Below are 17,813 nucleotides of genomic sequence, written 5' to 3' on the forward strand. Positions count from 1 at the left end.
ATTTGCTAGTCTTTAAAATTCAATATTAGATTAATGAGATAATACAATTTTTTTAGGACCTAAGGTCTTGATATGATTGCGAAGTGCCGTAGCTAAGTTAATCACATCAACTTTTTGATCGGACTCAATTTTGTAATCTAAAATCGTTAGCCCCTGTAAATCAGAGGCCAGTTTTACTTTTCCACCTTGTGGTACAGCGATCAAAGTTCTCGATCTAGAAAGATGCCCCATAAATAGGCCTAATTCAAATATTACATTATCACGAGGGGCTGAATACTCAACGCCCCTAGATGTTGTCAAATCATCACCTTGCATAATTGCAAGTCCAAAATCAGACTCTTTTACAGCTTGCTCAAGGGCTTCTAGTGTATAAGTACCTGGAGCAAACGCAGCATTCCAAATAGTTACATCAATTGGGTCATGATTGAAATCCAGTTTAATTTGACGTGCAACCTCTAATGCCTCCACTGTACTAATAATAAAAAGTTTAGGTCTTTCATTACACTTGTTAATTAAGTCATTACGCTGAGCAAGTCGTGAGCTTACATCTTTTAGTAAAAACATAGAGACTTCTGGATGTTTTCTAAGAATAGTTTGAAAGTCATCTGGCTTAATCTTGAGAGCTACAGTTTCTGAAGTAACCAATAATGATGCTGTACGAGCTTGACTTGCATTAATTGCTGATAACTCACCAACACTGACATCTTCACCACGTTCATAGGGCAGTACAACACCATTAATATGCAGCTCTACCTTTCCAGCCAAAATGTAATAGACATCTTGATCGTAATCACCCTGTTTAATAATATATTCCCCTGACTGATAAGATACTACCTCTCCCTTTTCAGCAATATCCTTAGCAATCTCTTGACTTGGAATAGATTTTTGGTTTAACAATGCATTAATCACTGCTGTTTCGTTTGAGATAAAACGTTCGATTAGCTTCATTTTACACCTATGAAATATTACATATTAATCAACATCTTAGTTATGAAAATCTTATATAACTGACAATCTATTAGACTGGTTACATAACTTATGGTGGTTTATTCATGTAATTCAAGCCAAATAAAATTTTTATTTGGCTTGAATTTTGAATGTACAACCCTTATCCATGAAGAAGATAATTTTACGGATGGTATTTCATCATGACTAAAGTTTGGAATCATGAAAATGCACTAAATTCTATTGAGAATCGCTTAAAAGACGTCAACAATATTTCAATTACTGAATATGCCAAACGAAGGGATTTAAGCAAGATTAAAACTGCCGAAGCATGTGTCCTAGATGGGGTTCATCTATATATTGATATACTAAATATGGATGGCTTATTAGGTACTACAATCTCTGAGGGAGAAACATGTCATAAGCGTGTATTACAGTTTTTATCCCTACACTACCGAGCTATTGATAAGATACTAGAAAGCTGTGGGGCCATCCGTGTTGACTATCATAACCAACGGCTTCATGCAGTTATAACGCAACCTTATAATACAGAAAGTGATGCAGAATCAAAACGTATTTATAAAGCTGTAGCTATTGCAAAAACCATTTTAGACGTAAGTAACCAACTTGATGATGAACGAGATGAAGACAATACATCTCTTCCCCAAGCAAAAATGAGAGTTGGTATTGATAGCGGAATTGCTTTAACTGTAAACAACGGGCGTAATGGACATCGCGAACCCTTGTTTCTAGGCGATCCAGCTAATCACGCTGCTAAAATAGCAAGTGGTGGTAACTCATCAGGTATTTTTATGACTAATCGAGCCAGAGAAGTAATTGGTCTCAATCGGGTTGGTTCAGAAAAAAATACAGCTCTAAATAATATTGATATTAATCAAATTGTTTCACAAACAAAAATTCCTGTAACTGTTGATCAAATTATTGAATGCTGGCGTAATGATCTAAATTCTCACCCTATTGGTAAGTTTAAATTTACTCGTCAAACACCTCCACTTAAAGATATGGACATTTTGAATCTGACACCAGGAAATTCAAAACGTCAAGAGGCTGTTTCTATATATGCAGATATTGATGGCTTTACCAACTATGTAACTGAACATATCTATAGCAACCCTGAAGCGGTGGTAAAAGTATTGCATGTACTCCGTTCAGAACTTGAACGTGTATTAACAAATGATTTTGGAGGTCGTCGTATTCGCTTTATTGGAGATTGTGTTCATGGCGTAATATGTGAGGGAACATCACAATCTACTAATATTCCCGAAACTATCACTACTGCTGTAATTTGTGCCAGTGCTATGAGAAGTAGTTTTGACTTAGCACTTGAAATACTCGCTCAAAATGGTATTGATACAGGAGATTTAGGTCTACAAATCGGTTTAGAATACGGACCAATTGTTATCAGTCGCTTGGGGAAACAAGGCAATAAAATACGTTGTTGTATCAGCCGTGCTGTTATTGAATCAGAAAATGCTCAAATGCGATGTGATGGGAATCAAACTGCTTTGGGTGAGGCGGCTTACAGACATGCTCCTGATGATGTCAAAAAATTATTTAACCATCATAGAAAAGCTAATCACCTTGATTACAATGAAATTATTGAGTCTTTGGCTGATTCTAAAAATGCCTCAGCCACTTCCGTAAAAGAAGCTGCCTATGATAGTGCTTCTACATTAATGCAGAAAGCAAGCACACAAGTTGTAAGACCTTATTGTAAATGAGCTCAATTGAACTATTAGTCAGTGCTCTAAACGATACTCCTGACTCTGAAATCATAATTCGGAGTCAAGAGCTTTCTTATTTAAATGTTTTAATTAATTTGAAAAGAGTCGATGGTAAAACCGTTCCCTACCAATTAGAGATTCATGCTGTTAAAAATAATAAAGTTGTAGTATCTGAGTTAACCCAGTTATTACCCAAATGTTGTCCAGAACGACATATCAATTCAGATGGTACTTTTTGCTTATCTTGGCAGGATGATATTGATTTAAGTATTATTGATATTGAGAAAGCAGCTTTTTGGTGGCAAACACTTATTGGCTTCTTACTTAAACAAGAACGAGTTCATAAAAAAAGACAATGGCCTGACCAAAATGCTTGGGCTCATGGTTCAGCAGCCAAATTTCAAAGAGATGCTTTATCAGCACTTGATCAAGTTGGAGCAAATTTTAAAACTTTAGTTTTTTCAGACTCTATACAAGTCACTTATCATAAAACTAATAAGGGCAACGGTAGCTATTATAAAGTATTTAGAAATGGTCTACTATGGTATGTAGTATGGGAAAAATTTCAAAGAGTAGCTATATTAAGACAAAAATGCCTGTGTGGCTCTAAGAATAGAAAACATTATAAGAGTACTTTGCGAAATTGTAGTAACCAATTGCACCAAAAATATTTTGTTGATTTTGCGATAAACTATTACCATTGGAAAATAGAAGAGGCAAATTTTTGGGTAGATTTTAAAGGAAAATCTTGCTGCGGTACTTTAGATGAGTGTCCACTTAAAGAACATTAAATATACCTAAAAATTTAGGATGATACTTTATTACTGATTTTAGTAAAATTTTAGAATCAGACCAAATTATACGATGATACTTTATTTTTTAAACAGTTTTGTTAAAAACCTAAAATCAACAACTTATGTTAATTTCAGGATGCAACTTTATTACTTAACCACATTTCAACACCTCCTTTTATCTTTTTTTATCTATGCTGCCCAGCTTTTAAGCAACATAACGTGTTGTTTTATGATTCAATAAAATAATCGAATTTAAGATCACTACACCCAATATTGAAATTAAAATGAGATGCCATTCCACAAAAAATAAAGACGTTAATAAAATGGCAACATCTATTCCCATTTGTACCTTTCCAGCAGGCAACTGAAAGCGCTCTTGCAAATACAGTACCAACAAATTAATTCCACCTAAGCTAGAACGATGTCTAAATAGAATTAAAAAACTGACGCCCATCAACACATTCGCGAAAACGGTTGCATAGATCGGATGTACAGTCGAAAGCTGTACAAAGTGAGGAATGATTTCAGTAAAACCCGCCAATAAAGCAACTGCAATAAAGGTCTTGACCACCAAAGCCAGTCCCATTTTTTTATACGCAAAATAATAAAAAGGGATATTAATCAAGAAAAATAAAATTCCGAACTGAACATCAGTAATGTAATGAATTAACAATGATAAACCCGCAGTTCCACCTGTCATGATTCCTGCTTGTTTCAACAAGATCATGGCAAAAGAAAGAATAAATGTGCCAATTAACATCGCAAGTGCATCTTCTATCTTGGAATGTTGCTCAACCACAGGCGCGACGGCACTTACCAAAGATATATTTTGCTCGGTATTCATACGGGAAAAACTCAATAGGAGAACAACACAGGGAGAGACATCTTTCAAAGAAAGATGTGGCATATTTGATCATTTTTATTTAATTTTCGCAATTTATTCTTATATTTTTATCATAAATGCAATTTATGTTCATAATAATAGATTGGGTATGTACTGCCCCATTTTAATGCAATGGTGCTTTACGACCTATCTAGCCATCCGAGTTGCACGTATTATAATGTGGGTTACTTCGTGGCAATCCCGTTCTCTTTAAGCTTTTCTAAGACAATCGAGGTGTTTAAATTACTCACCCCAAAGTCACTTGAAGATAATGTTCCAATTAACTTGACCATGTCATCCAGATTTCGGACTGCAACTTTAAGTGCGAAGTCATAACTGCCTGTTAATTTATGAATATCTTTAACTGCAGGCTCGTGTAAAAGGAAATCAACAAATCGGTCATGGGTTGCATCATTATAATTCTGCAACTTCACTTCAATAATTCCCATGATAGGCATCGGGTCGGCACTCAAAGCAACCTGAGCATAGTAACCCGTAATAATTTTTTTCTGTTCCAGTTGAATACGGCGACGTGAGCATTGAGAAGTAGATAACCCCACCAATTCAGCTAACTCTTGGTTTGCTAAACGTCCATTTAACTGTAAATGATGAATAATTTTCCGGTCAAATTCATCCAGCTCTTCAATCATAAAATTCTCAATTTTCAAATCTAGATAGGCATGGGGGTAAAGTGTATAGGCGATATTCAACACTTCTCAAAAGTTTAACCTTTTGAGCCTAGTTGTCACGAGTTTCGTTAAAAATTGGTCCCGACTGGATACGAATAATGCCTTTCGCTAACATCTGCTGCCATGCCTCGGATAAAGAGCCATTCAAATCAATCGCCTTACAAGCATCTTCAATCACATAGGTTTTAAAGCCAAAATCCGCAGCATCAATTGCTGTCCACGCTACACAAAAATCTGTGGCAATTCCTACAATATACACTGTATCGATCTGATGCTCTTTGAGATAGCCATTCAATCCCGTTGGTGTTTGACGATCAGCCTCTATAAAAGCAGAGTAACTATCAATATGCTGATGAACACCTTTTCGAATGATCAACTGTGCTGTTGGGATCTGAAGGTCAGAATGAAATTCAGCATCATGTGTCCCTTGAACACAATGTTTTGGCCATAGCACTTGAGTCCCATAGCTCAATTCAATTGTCTCAAAAGGCTGCTTGTTTTTATGATTATCCGCAAAAGAAACATGCTGATCTGGATGCCAATCTTGGGTCAGTACGACATGTTCAAACTGAGGCGCAAGTCGATTAATCAAGGGAATAATTTGATCCGCATCGGCAACTGCTAAGTTCCCGCCGGGTGTGAAACCATTTTGGACATCCACCACAATCAATGCAGCATTTTTCAATAATTTTGATGTTTGATGACTCACCCTCAACTCCTTACGTGAATTGTAACCCTGCTTATAGATCAGACTACACCGATCATCGCATTGATCAAAACGAAATTCGTGGAAAGATGACTTAAAGTTTTCGACAGTTTCACCAAAGCATATTGTTCTTATGTCTCCGATCAGTCATAATTTGCATAATTGTCATTCAACTTCTACTCTATTGTTGAACGACGAATCAAAATACTGCATCCATCCCATATTCGTTTTTAATTATCTCAATCTCGGATGGAAAAATAGGATATTTTTTTAAAATGACTCAGCTAGCACAGAATATTCAAGGCTCAATTGTCGCACTCGTCACCCCTATGTTTGAAGATGGTCGCGTAGATTGGAAGAGCCTTGAGAAGCTCGTTGAGTGGCACATCCAACAAGGTACACATAGTATTGTTGCTGTTGGCACAACGGGCGAAGCGTCTACATTAAGCATGGAAGAACATACACAAGTCATCAAAGAAGTGATTCGTGTTGCCAATAAACGCATCCCGATTATTGCAGGTACAGGTGCAAACTCAACTCACGAAGCGATTGAACTCACCAAAGCAGCCAAAGAACTTGGTGCTGATGCAGCTTTGCTCGTGACACCCTATTATAATAAACCAACTCAAGAAGGCTTATATCAACACTACAAAGCGATTGCTGAAGCTGTTGATATTCCACAAATTCTTTATAATGTTCCAGGTCGTACTGGTGTTGATATGCAAAACGAAACCGTAATTCGTCTTGCTGATGTGAAAAACATTGTTGGTATTAAAGACGCAACGGGTGATGTACCACGTGGTAAAGCACTGATCGATGGCTTAAATGGTAAAATCGCTGTTTACTCTGGCGATGATGAAACCGCTTGGGAATTAATCTTGCTCGGCGCAAAAGGTAATATTTCAGTTACTGCCAATGTTGCACCTAAACAAATGAGCGACGTTTGTGAAGCAGCACTCGCTGGCGATAAAGAAAAAGCGCAAAGTTTGAATCAACAAATTGCAAATCTACACAATATTTTGTTTTGCGAATCAAACCCAATTCCTGTGAAATGGGCATTGCATGAGATGGGATATATTGGAACGGGTGTACGCCTACCACTAACCACTCTGGCAGAACAATATCGTGAACCTCTCCGCGCTGACTTAAAAGTTGCGGGAATTATTTAATACGAGCAATTTATGATGCAATTACGTGTTGGTATAGTCCTAGTCATTTCAGCATTGAGCTTGGCTGGTTGTGGTCGCTTTGCCTTAAATAATCACTCTTTAGATTATAAAAAAGCGGAAGCACTTGAACCACTCAAATTCCCTGAAGGAGCAACGGTCAGACCATTTACACCTTTGTATCCAGCTCCAACAGTGGATCCATTAGCGATTCAACACGCACCGACTTTTGAGAATAAGACAGGCAACCGCTACGCCTTACCACGTCCTGAGTCGATGCAAACGACAGCAAGTAATCCAGATGATAACGTGGTGACGCTAGGTCGACCACAACTGGTTATGGATGGAAACCGCAATCCATTACTGAAAGTGGAAGGTCCAACTGCTGAAGCATGGCAATATACCTTTGCTACATTGAATAGTCTTAACTACAAAGTGATTTCTCAAGCCAATAACGGCTATGAGGCAACAATTCAGGTTGACAATCAAACCTATGTGTTAAAGCTGTCTGCTGTTGGTTCAAACAATACCATCGCTCTATTTAAACCTGACGCCACCTTTGCAGACCAAGCGATTGCAACCGAGGTGTTAGCCCAGATTTACCAAAATTGGCCAGCCTAGTCGTTTACTAGGCATATTTTTCAAAAGGTTCCCCCATGTTAAAACAAACCTTGCTCTATACTGGTAAAGCAAAATCTGTATATGAGACAGATAACGCTGATCATCTGATTTTAGTCTTTCGTGATGATGCCTCGGCATTTAATGGCGAAAAAATCGAGCAGCTAGATCGTAAAGGCAAGGTCAACAACCGTTTTAACGCCTTTATCATGGAAAAGTTGGCTGAAGCAGGAATCGAAACCCACTTCGAAAAATTACTTTCTCCTACTGAAGTATTGGTTAAAAAGCTTCAGATGATCCCTGTTGAGTGTGTGATCCGCAACTATGCTGCTGGTTCACTCTGCCGTCGTCTAGGTGTTGAAGAAGGTAAAGAACTCACTCCGCCTACATTCGAATTGTTCTTCAAAGATGACGCTCTTGGCGATCCAATGGTCAATGAGTCACAAGCAATTGCTTTAGGCTGGGCAACAGCTGATCAACTTGAAAAAATGAAAGAACTTACTTACCAAGTAAACGACGTGCTAAAAGCATTATTCGATGCAGGTAATATGATCCTCGTTGATTTCAAACTTGAATTTGGTGTGTTCCACGATCGCATCGTACTGGGTGATGAATTCTCTCCAGACGGTTGCCGTTTATGGGATAAAGACACCAAGAAGAAATTAGATAAAGACCGTTTCCGCCAAGGTCTAGGTGGTGTGGTTGAAGCTTATGAAGAAGTTGCAGCACGTTTAGGCATTAACTTAGATGACCTTTAAACAAAGCTAAAGTAAAAAAACCAGCAAATGCTGGTTTTTTTATGTCCCTTAATTCTTTGAATTTGTATAAATTAATTGGCCTTCTTTATAAGTTGCCAAAATCTGGATATCTTTAATATTTCGGTTCGGAACCGTCAGCGGATTGTGCTCAAGAATAACTAAATCGGCTAACTTTCCTTTCGTCAGTGTACCTTTGGTCTGTTCTTCAAAGTATTGATAAGCAGCCCAATCCGTTATTGATTTCAAAGCAAAATAAGGACTGACTCGCTCATTTTTGCCTAACACATAATTAGTTCTAGTTAATCGATTCACTGTAGCATCAATCATCATCATGCTGTGTGGTGGTACCACGGGTGCATCATGGTGTTCGGTAAAGATTAAATTTTTCTTTAGTGCAGTTGCTGTTGGGGAAATATGTGCTGCTCGCGTCTCGCCTAGTGTTTGTTGGCGATGCCAATCACCCCAATAATAGGTATGTAATGAGAAGAACGAAGGAATAATATCTAAAGCCTTCAATTGGTCTAGTTGATCATCTCGAATCGTTTGCGAGTGAATCAATGCACTTCTGCGGTCTGCTTTACCTTGTTTTGCCGTAGCATCTTTGACAGCACCAATAAACTGATCAATCGCAGCATCACCATTTGCATGAGCAAGCACTTGCCATCCCTGTTCAAAGGCCAAATTAATATATTGATTGACCTGTTGATCATCCTTTATCGCAGGATAACCTTTGTAATTTTGATCTTTACCCTCTGGAGGAATAACATAAGCTTGAGTCAACCATGCCGTTTTGCCTTGTGGTGAACCATCAAGACTGATTTTAACGCCACCTATACGGAAGTGCTGATCGTATTGTCGGCTACTTCCTTGTTTCAGCATATAGTCTTGGCTAGTGGTGATATCAGGATAAGACACGACATCTATCGGAAGTTGATTTTGCTTGGCAAGAGCCTGCCACATTTCTGTTGTACCCTGATCAGCACGCCCCTCTTGCACTGTCGTGAAACCATTCTTGACATAAGCATCAAGACCTTTACGAGCAATTTCAAACATCACTTCAGCGGGTACATCTTTAAAGATAGAACCAATCGCTGTAAATAATGCAGATTCCTCTAATACTCCATTAGGTACATTCGAGTTGGCTTCCCGACGAATCACGCCACCTGCTGGATTTGTCGTATTTTGATCAATCTTTAATAACGCTAATGCCTTGTGATTCACAGAAGCCAAGTGTCCAGATTGATGTAAGACCATTACAGGTTGATCTTTTGAGACTCGATCTAAATCAGTTGCTGTAGGATGCCGCTGTTCGCTTAATTGTGCATCATCATAGCCATTTCCTAAAATCCATCCCCCCATGGTTTCAATGACTTGAGGATTTTGTTTTTTCCATTGCGTTAAGACCTGAACCAATGAATCAATATCAGAAACCTGACCATCTGGCGCTGGATATAAATTGGCGACCATCTGATGAAAACCGACCATGTTTACGTGACTATGTGCATCAATAAAACTCGGTAAAAGTGTTCGATTTTTTAAATCAATATATTGAGCTCGAGCCTCAATTAAGCTTTCTGCTTGTTTTTTAGGGCCTGCATAAACAATCTTCCCATCTTTAACCAGCAATGCCTCCACATACTCAGGCGTCATACCTTCCATTGTTAAAATCGGACCACCATAAAACAATTTTTCAGCGCTTACGGTCTCATTTGGGGTTGTAACACAGCCTGATAAAGCGAGTCCAATGATCGTTGCCAAAGTCAGTTTATTTAGATTTTTAAAAGTCATTACTTAAAACCATATTTTTATTATGCCTTTTTGAATTAAACCGTATTCTTGCCAATATAAAAAGTCTTAACTCGTCATTTTTGTAATGTTTGATAAATTCTAAGATCTGCAAACAGCTTTATTTTTAGAAACATACTGGTGCCATTGATTTAAATCTATTAAAAATAAAAAAAATCTACTACGAAGCCCTAGTCGAAAACCAACATAAAATTGAACCAACACAAACCATAAATGCACCATACCAAAAGGATAATCCAAGTGGTGTACTCAGTAAAAGTGCTGCAAAAAATGCCGACAGTACTGGAATAAAATAAGACGCACCTGCCAATAAAGTTACATTGCCATGTAAAATCCCGACATTCCAAGCTGCATAGCCAAAGCCCATAGCTGCAGCCGCCATAACCAAGGAAACAGAAGATGACCAATCAAAATTTAATCCGCCTCCGCCCATCAAGAGATACTTAATCCAAAGTACAACTGCCACCAGAACAAAAAACAAAGTGATGCCATTCGCACCCTGTGCAATTCTGGCTGTCAATGTGCAATAAGCCGCCCATAACAGTGTTCCAACAAAGGCCAGACCATAGCTCAGTGGGTTGCTTTGAATATTGCCCCACATATTCGGTAAATCAAAACCTTGCTCGCCACCCAGCACCCAGCCAATCCCCAATAAAGAAATAGCAAAACCAGGAATAATTAAGACATTGGCTTTCTGCTGATTAAACAAAATTGCAGCAACCATGGTAAAGGTCGGCCAGAGATAGTTCACCATTCCCACTTCAATCGCTTGCCTGTTATTTTGGCTATATCCAATTGAAAGTGATAAACATATTTCATAGGCAACAAATAAAAAACTTCCCCAAATTAAATATGTTCTAGGGAAGGTTCTGAGGCTGCTCCAACCAACCGAGAAAAATAGAAAGATTGAAGCGAGCGTATAGATCAGTGCTGCACCACCCACTGCGCCAAAATGACTACTAACATCCTTGATCAAAGCAACGATCAAACTCCAAAGCAAGATCGCAACTAATCCAATGAGTGTGGCTTTTTTTGAGTTCATTATTGTTGCTGTTGTTGCTCTTGATACCAACGTCGTTGCTGCAAGCGTTCAGCCTCAACCTCTCGCTTATTTAAAGCCCGCTCATAGAGCTTGGTTCCATGTAGTTCTGGCGGTAAATACGCTTGTAACACGAAATGTTCAGGGTAATTATGAGGATACAAATAATCTACGCCATAACCTTGCTGCTTCATGAGTTTGGTTGGCGCATTACGTAAATGTAATGGCACAGGTAAATTCGCTGTTTTTTCTGCCAGTTCTAAAGCACGATTAATTGCTAAATAAGTGCTGTTACTTTTTGGGCTGGTTGCCAAATAAACCGCACACTGTCCCAAGATAATACGCGCCTCAGGCATACCTACGGCTTGCACCGAGCGGAAACATTCACCTGCTAACAATAATGCATTTGGATTAGAGTTGCCGATATCTTCCGATGCCGCAATCAACATCCGACGCGCGATAAACACAGGATCTTCGCCGCCTTTAAGCATACGTGCCATCCAGTACAAGGTCGCGTCTGGATCACTACCGCGGATCGATTTGATAAATGCTGAAACCAAATCATAATGCTGCTCACCCGATTTATCATAACGGGCAATATTCTGTTGCGCCACTTTGACCACAATCGCATTGGTGACAACATTTTCAACATCTGCCTCAAAGGTGCTGGCAATTAAATCAATCAGATTGAGTGCCTTACGTGCATCTCCAGCAGCGAATTGAATCAGTGCATCATATTCCTCAATCTGGATAAAACGCTCTTTTAGAAACTTATCCGTTTGAATGGCTTTATTGAGTAAGGTTTGAATGGCTTCCGCATCCAAACTCTTCAATGTATACACCTGACACCGTGACAGTAATGCACTATTAACTTCAAAAGATGGGTTTTCTGTGGTTGCCCCAATCAGCGTGATTTTGCCTTTCTCCACTGCATTGAGTAAGGCGTCTTGCTGCGATTTATTAAAACGGTGGATCTCATCAATGAAGACCACGGGTGTAAGTAGATCACCGCTTTCAGCAATCACCTCACGCAGCTCTTTCACCCCTGTATTGAGCGCAGATAAGCTAATGAATGGACGATCCACAGCTTGTGCCAATAACAATGCGATCGTGGTTTTTCCTACCCCTGGTGGGCCCCAAAAGATAATCGAAGGCAAATGCCCTTGATCAATCATCTGACGCAAAGGTGCATTGTCACCCAGCAAATGATCCTGTCCAATAATTTCAGACAAATCACGAGGGCGTAAACGTTCAGGTAAAGGAATATGCGTATCTGACATCATCACTGGCTTTATGCTGTTTTGTCCTAGTCTATTGTGTCTGACACAAATCTACAATTTGAATCTGCAAAACAAATGATCAGTCTATTGAGCTGCATTCTGTTTGAGAATTTGCTGCATCGCTTGATAGGTTGCGGTAATACGTGCTTCATTCGGGAAATTGGTATTGGCGAGCATCACCATACCGATTTTTTGCTGCGGAATAAAAGCAACATACGCTCCAAAGCCATTGGTCGCCCCTGTTTTATTAAAATAGGTTGCTGGTGAAACAATCTTCGGCTGTTTGATTGGAGTAATCACATGGCTTTCCAGTGCCATTTTGCTTGAATTGCCCTCTAACAAGGTTTCTAATTTCACAGGATAAGCATATTGTTCCCAGCCTAAACCTTGCGTCATTGCCCCCACTTTAAAATAGCCCACATGGGTATTTTCAATGGCTTTACGGATAGGCTGTTGCAACTGTTGCACATTGATCTGCGCATCTAGAAACTTCAACATATCTGCACTGCTACTTTTCACACCATACGCTTCTGCATCAAACATACCTGGTGATACACGCATGGCTTGATCGGCTTTGTACCCCCATGCATATTGTGGTATGTGCGGTTCAGGTACATTGATAAAACTTTGCGTCATGCCCAATTGAGGAAAAAGCGTTTGCTCGATCAATTCTACATAAGGTTTTTTCATGGCTAAAGCAGTCACATAACCCATCAAACCAATACTCGGATTGGAATATTGACGTGCAGCACCGATTTTTGTTTTTGATTGCCATTCTTGAAAATATCGAATCATATCCTGCTGTTTCACAACATCATCAGGAAATTGTAGTGGAAAGCCACCTGCATTATAGGTCCCAAGATTGAGTATCGTGGCACGATTCACTGCCGTATTTTTAAGTTCAGGAAAATACTGGGCTGGATGATCAGAGAATGACAACTGCCCTTGTGCCTGCGCATAGCCTGCCAAAGTCGCATTGAAGACCTTACTCACCGAGCCAAGTTCAAATAAGGTCTTATTGCTCACAGCTTGCTGGCTTTGTTTAGAGGCTAGCCCATAATTGACAAAATAGTGTTTACCATTCAAGGTCACTGCTACCGCCATTCCCGGTACTTTATATTGCGTCAATAAAGGCTTAAATTGCTGATCAATCACAGCTTTTACCTGTTGCTCAGTCAGGTTTTCAGCCCAAAGCGCTGAACTGAAAGATATTAGTCCTGCCACCATCAGCAATTTTTTAAAAGTTCTCGAAAAGTCATTCGGCTTAGTCATTCATCATTTCACTTTAAGTTAAGATTTAATTTGCATTGAGCTTAAGTAGTTTTGCCTGTGGTCCATCTTCAATGACCCAAATCGATCCATCTTGGGCCTGATGTAGACCACGGATTCGTTGTTTCATATCTAAACGTTGCACTTCTTTAACAGGCTGTGCGTTGAGATCTACCACAACAATAGATTTAGATGATAAACCTCCAATCAGAGCCTTTTGGCGCCATAGCGGAAATTGATCACCTGTATAAACAATCATGCTTGAAGGTGAGATTACTGGAGTCCAATCAATTTCAGGCGCTTTAAATTCGGGTCGGGTGCTATGGTCTGGGATCGGTAGGCCTGAATAGTGATTGCCATTTGAAACAATTGGATAACCATAATTTGCACCTTTGACAATCAGATTTAGCTCATCACCACCCTCTGGACCCATTTCAACGACCCAAAGTTGTCCTTGGGTATCAAATGCGATGCCAAGCGGATTACGATGTCCTAATGACCAAATTTCAGCGCTTACTCCACCTTGTTGACTAAATGGATTTCCTTCAGCAGGTGTACCGTCTTCATTTAATCGCAATACTTTACCCAAATTGCTTTTCATATCTTGGGCAGGATCAAATTTCTGTCTCTCTCCTGAACTCACCCATAATTTTCCATCGGCACCAAATACCATGCGATGTCCATAGTGTCCCTGTCCTGATACCTTTGGAACTTGTTGCCAAATTACCTTTACATCACTGAGTTTAGGTTGTGTGGCACTGGACAAATCGAGTTTGGCACGTGAAATAACAGCTCCATAGCCACCTTGTCCTTTTACAGCATAACTCAGATAAATCCAGTGATTGTTCTGAAAGTCTGGGTGTAAAATCACATCCCCTAAACCACCTTGTCCCCCATAACTAACCGCAGGGATCCCCTCAACACTCAAGCTTTGTTTGGTCTTAGGATCGAATATCTTTAACTGACCTCTGCGTTCTGTAATGAGCAAGCGTTGATCAGGTAATGATGTGATTGCCCAAGGTTCATTAAATTGTGCAATGTTTTCTATATGGTAAGTCTGAAGACTCGCTTGTCTGCTATGTTGCGCTGTACTTTGATCTGTGGTTTTAGGATTGCTATTGTTTGTACCGCAGGCTTGTAAAAATATAAAACCACTACATAAAAGTGGGGTGACGATGTGCTTGATCATTCCTTTTCTCCCTCTTATTGTCTTTTCTCATAGTACGGGGATTTATCTGAAAAACTGCTATAAAAGTGTTGTTTTTATTATACGTGCCCATTCAACTACAAATGATCAACACCACTAACGAACCCAGCGCACAATATATTCTTCGATTTGCTCTTCATCGATTTCAGTTTCTGAAATACAACGACCTGCGACTGATTTTTTCGCATTGATCACACTTTTGCGTGAGCCTGTCACCAAATAATGCCATGAGGGTAGATTTTTACCCTCGCTTAAACGACGATAGGCACAACTTGATGGCAACCATGAAATATTTTGTAATTGTTCAAAGGTGAGTTGGATACAATCAGGAACTTGTTGTTGCCGATGAGCATAATCTGAGCATTGAGCTGTTTTACAATCTAATAACTTACATGCCACCTTGGTGTATGCCACCTCAGCTGTGTCTTCATCTTCCAGCTTAATTAGGCAGCACAATCCACAGCCATCGCACAAAGCTTCCCATTCCGCTTGGTTCAGCTGATCAAGCGAATATTGTTTCCAAAAGTTGGGGCGTAGCACAGTGGACATCATGATGTTTTCAATTTCAAACGGCTTTGTTGCACAAACCTATCTGTAAAAGCTTTTTCAGCGATATAATTTTCAAATGAAGAAGCCTACACACAAAATCTACCGCACAACCAATTGGCCCGCATATAACCGAGCACTCATGAGTCGCGGAAATATTGCCATTTGGTTTGATCCTGCTACGCAATGGTATGCTCCATCAAAAGGCAAACAAGGGCGAAATCAAACCTACTCCGACGCAGCTATCCAATGCTGCTTAATGATTAAATCCTTATTCCGTCTATCTTTACGTATGGTCACTGGCTTTGTGCAAAGTCTGATTAAACTTTGTGGATTAAATTGGACCGCACCAGATTACAGTACGCTTTGTAGAAGACAAAAGCATATTGATATTGCAATCAGCTACCAAAAAAGTAGCGATGGGCTGCATCTACTCATAGACTCTACAGGCATGAAGTTTCTAGGTGAGGGCGAATGGAAACGCAAGAAACATGGACCTGAATATCGTCGCCAATGGCGTAAACTACATATTGGTATAGATGCTGAAACCCTTCAAATACGCGCTATTCAACTCACTACAAATAATGTCAGTGATTCACAAGTGCTTGGTGATTTACTCGATCAGATTCCACAAGATGAGCAGATTGACTCTGTTTATACCGATGGAGCTTATGACACCAAGCAATGCCGTCAGGTCATTGCAGATCGGCAAGCGCATGCGGTGATTCCACCTAGAAAAAATGCGAAACCATGGAAAGATACAAAGATCAGCTCGCTAGAACGAAATGAATTACTTCGAACAGTTAAACGTTTAGGCAGGAGACTATGGAAAAAATGGTCAGGCTATCATCGACGAAGTTTGGTGGAAACCAAGATGCATTGCATTAAATTATTAGGCGATAAATTAATGGCAAGAAGCTTTCCTAGTCAGGTGAATGAAATTCATGCACGTGTAGCAGTCCTCAACAGGTTTACGGAATTAGGTCGACCACTTACCCAAGTTACGCCTTAAATTTGGCTCAATTAGGGGCGCTTTGCATTTCAAATCTTTGTGCAACAAAACCATTTCAAACGAGCAATCCATTATAGCATTTTTGTGTCACATTCTTTATTTAAACAACACATTTCACCTATTGAACAGCGCGTGATCGAACATTAGCACCACAGAAAAACAATATAAGGATTAAAAAATATACAATAGGATAGATAGAGAAATAACTAAAAATAGGAGAATACAACATGTTCCGTTGGGCAATTATTTTTGCTGTGATTGCATTAATTGCGAGTTTACTTGGCTTTGGTGGTGTTGCAGGTTTATCCAAAGACTTTGCCGTTATCTTGTTGATTATCGCAGCAATCCTAGCAGTGGTGGGTTTTTTATCTCGCGGTAAGGTTTAAGTTTATTCATCCTGCAATCAAAAGAAGAATCGAAAGATTCTTCTTTTTTTATCACTAAAAATCCAGTTACCAAGAGACTCATTTTTGTTGTTTTAAGATGCCATCAATTACAATATTTTATGTTTTAATCGATACGTTTTAAAAAGACTAGGACTTTAAAATGAGCTCTCAAATTATAACTCGTGAAATTGAATATACCGCTCCAGATGGTCAACGCTTAATTGGTTATTTTGCAACACCACATACAGATCAGCCGATTGCAGGTGTCATTGTTGCACCTGAATGGTGGGGTCGTAACGAATATACTGAACAACGCGCACGTGAGCTTGCAGAACATGGTTTTGCTGCCTTAGCAATCGATATGTATGGTGATAAAAAAGTCACCACTGCTGTACCGCAAGCCTCAGAGTGGATGAATCAGACCTTTGAACAACCAGATACGATTGTTAATCGTGCGAAAGCAGGGTTAGCAACCTTAGCAGCTCAACCCGAAGTCAATGCTGAAAAACTAGCAGCTATTGGCTTTTGCTATGGTGGTAAGGTTGTACTTGATTTAGCTCGCTCTGGTGCAGATATCAAAGCAGTTGCCACCTTCCATGCCGTATTAGCAACAAGTACACCAGCACAAAAAGATCAGATCAAAGCTGAAATTTTAGTTTTACATGGTGAGCTTGATAGCATGGTCACCTTAGATAACGTCGCGAGTTTCCGCCAAGAAATGCATGATGCTGAGGTCAGCCATGAAGTCATCATTTTCGAAGATGCTAAACATGGATTCAGCAATCCTCTCGCGGATGAACGTGCGAAGGCGAATAATGTTGACCTCGGTTATAATGCAGAAGCAGAACGCCAAGGCCTTGAAGCCATGTATGAGTTATTAGATAAACATTTAAAGTGATTAAAAAAACTATCTCTAAAATCCATAAATATGGAATTAAATGAATATCTCGTTTGTTTAATTCCT

18 protein-coding genes are annotated in these 17,813 nt (G+C 39.5%); 8 read left to right on the forward strand and 10 right to left on the reverse strand.

Annotated elements, in window-relative coordinates:
- Nucleotides 1–30: 30 nt before the first annotated feature.
- On the reverse strand, nt 31–948 hold the full coding sequence (locus F927_RS16430; protein WP_004910175.1) for a TIR domain-containing protein: 918 nt from the start codon (nt 946–948) through the stop codon (nt 31–33).
- A gap of 200 nt (nt 949–1,148) precedes the next feature.
- Here F927_RS16430 and F927_RS16435 point away from each other — a divergent pair, with 200 nt between their 5' ends.
- Together F927_RS16435 and F927_RS16440 are read left to right on the forward strand one after the other, a co-directional pair.
- Complete coding sequence (locus F927_RS16435) at nt 1,149–2,687, forward strand: adenylate/guanylate cyclase domain-containing protein (protein WP_004910179.1); 1,539 nt, start codon at nt 1,149–1,151, stop codon at nt 2,685–2,687.
- Nucleotides 2,684–3,481 (forward strand): E2 domain-containing protein, encoded by a 798-nt coding sequence (locus F927_RS16440; protein WP_004910181.1) that lies wholly within the window; start codon nt 2,684–2,686, stop codon nt 3,479–3,481. The genes F927_RS16435 and F927_RS16440 overlap by 4 nt, the downstream gene beginning before the upstream one ends.
- A 208-nt stretch (nt 3,482–3,689) precedes the next feature.
- Here the strand turns inward: F927_RS16440 and F927_RS16445 are convergent, their stop codons facing one another.
- The 3 genes from F927_RS16445 to pncA all read right to left on the reverse strand — a co-directional run bounded on the left by F927_RS16445 (nt 3,690) and on the right by pncA (nt 5,765).
- Nucleotides 3,690–4,328 (reverse strand): YitT family protein, encoded by a 639-nt coding sequence (locus tag F927_RS16445; protein WP_005087334.1) that lies wholly within the window; start codon nt 4,326–4,328, stop codon nt 3,690–3,692.
- A gap of 224 nt (nt 4,329–4,552) precedes the next feature.
- Nucleotides 4,553–5,017: an Lrp/AsnC family transcriptional regulator gene (locus F927_RS16450; protein ID WP_005087336.1), complete on the reverse strand. Its 465-nt coding sequence runs from the start codon at nt 5,015–5,017 to the stop codon at nt 4,553–4,555.
- Between the two features lie 88 nt (nt 5,018–5,105).
- Nucleotides 5,106–5,765, reverse strand: a complete 660-nt coding sequence (pncA, locus tag F927_RS16455) for a bifunctional nicotinamidase/pyrazinamidase (protein WP_005087338.1) — start codon at nt 5,763–5,765, stop codon at nt 5,106–5,108.
- Nucleotides 5,766–6,037: 272 nt separating this feature from the next.
- Between pncA and dapA the strand changes: the two genes are divergently transcribed.
- From dapA to purC, 3 genes are read left to right on the forward strand one after another with little or no spacing between them, the layout of a single operon-like run.
- Entirely contained in the window at nt 6,038–6,931 is an 894-nt protein-coding gene (dapA, locus tag F927_RS16460) for a 4-hydroxy-tetrahydrodipicolinate synthase (protein ID WP_005087340.1), read from the forward strand.
- Between the two features lie 15 nt (nt 6,932–6,946).
- The gene (locus tag F927_RS16465; protein ID WP_005087342.1) at nt 6,947–7,549 is read left to right on the forward strand and encodes a hypothetical protein; all 603 of its coding nucleotides are present in this window, start codon (nt 6,947–6,949) and stop codon (nt 7,547–7,549) included.
- A gap of 35 nt (nt 7,550–7,584) precedes the next feature.
- Nucleotides 7,585–8,304, forward strand: coding sequence for a phosphoribosylaminoimidazolesuccinocarboxamide synthase (gene purC / locus F927_RS16470; RefSeq protein ID WP_004637244.1), 720 nt, complete (start codon nt 7,585–7,587; stop codon nt 8,302–8,304).
- Nucleotides 8,305–8,352: 48 nt separating this feature from the next.
- Here the strand turns inward: purC and F927_RS16475 are convergent, their stop codons facing one another.
- The 6 genes from F927_RS16475 to F927_RS16500 all read right to left on the reverse strand — a co-directional run bounded on the left by F927_RS16475 (nt 8,353) and on the right by F927_RS16500 (nt 15,454).
- Nucleotides 8,353–10,092: an amidohydrolase gene (locus F927_RS16475; protein WP_005087345.1), complete on the reverse strand. Its 1,740-nt coding sequence runs from the start codon at nt 10,090–10,092 to the stop codon at nt 8,353–8,355.
- 178 nt (nt 10,093–10,270) lie between these two features.
- The gene (yddG, locus tag F927_RS16480; protein ID WP_005087347.1) at nt 10,271–11,152 is read right to left on the reverse strand and encodes an aromatic amino acid DMT transporter YddG; all 882 of its coding nucleotides are present in this window, start codon (nt 11,150–11,152) and stop codon (nt 10,271–10,273) included.
- Nucleotides 11,152–12,429: a replication-associated recombination protein A gene (locus F927_RS16485; protein WP_017394486.1), complete on the reverse strand. Its 1,278-nt coding sequence runs from the start codon at nt 12,427–12,429 to the stop codon at nt 11,152–11,154. The genes yddG and F927_RS16485 overlap by 1 nt, the downstream gene beginning before the upstream one ends.
- Before the next feature lie 84 nt (nt 12,430–12,513).
- Nucleotides 12,514–13,701, reverse strand: a complete 1,188-nt coding sequence (gene ampC / locus F927_RS16490; protein ID WP_005087351.1) for a class C beta-lactamase — start codon at nt 13,699–13,701, stop codon at nt 12,514–12,516.
- A 25-nt stretch (nt 13,702–13,726) separates the two neighbouring features.
- On the reverse strand, nt 13,727–14,887 hold the full coding sequence (locus F927_RS16495; RefSeq protein ID WP_005087354.1) for a PQQ-dependent sugar dehydrogenase: 1,161 nt from the start codon (nt 14,885–14,887) through the stop codon (nt 13,727–13,729).
- 114 nt (nt 14,888–15,001) lie between these two features.
- Entirely contained in the window at nt 15,002–15,454 is a 453-nt protein-coding gene (locus F927_RS16500) for a YcgN family cysteine cluster protein (RefSeq protein WP_026057260.1), read from the reverse strand.
- Between the two features lie 76 nt (nt 15,455–15,530).
- Between F927_RS16500 and F927_RS16505 the strand changes: the two genes are divergently transcribed.
- From F927_RS16505 to F927_RS16515, 3 genes are all read left to right on the forward strand, one after another.
- A complete protein-coding gene (locus F927_RS16505) occupies nt 15,531–16,463 on the forward strand; it encodes an IS5-like element IS17 family transposase (protein WP_020846310.1) in 933 nt (310 codons plus the stop codon).
- Between the two features lie 227 nt (nt 16,464–16,690).
- Nucleotides 16,691–16,849: a DUF1328 domain-containing protein gene (locus F927_RS16970; RefSeq protein ID WP_004637251.1), complete on the forward strand. Its 159-nt coding sequence runs from the start codon at nt 16,691–16,693 to the stop codon at nt 16,847–16,849.
- Between the two features lie 160 nt (nt 16,850–17,009).
- The gene (locus tag F927_RS16515; protein WP_004637252.1) at nt 17,010–17,747 is read left to right on the forward strand and encodes a dienelactone hydrolase family protein; all 738 of its coding nucleotides are present in this window, start codon (nt 17,010–17,012) and stop codon (nt 17,745–17,747) included.
- Nucleotides 17,748–17,813 lie beyond the last annotated feature (66 nt).

This window comes from Acinetobacter haemolyticus CIP 64.3 = MTCC 9819 (assembly GCF_000369065.1).
Lineage (GTDB): Bacteria > Pseudomonadota > Gammaproteobacteria > Pseudomonadales > Moraxellaceae > Acinetobacter > Acinetobacter haemolyticus.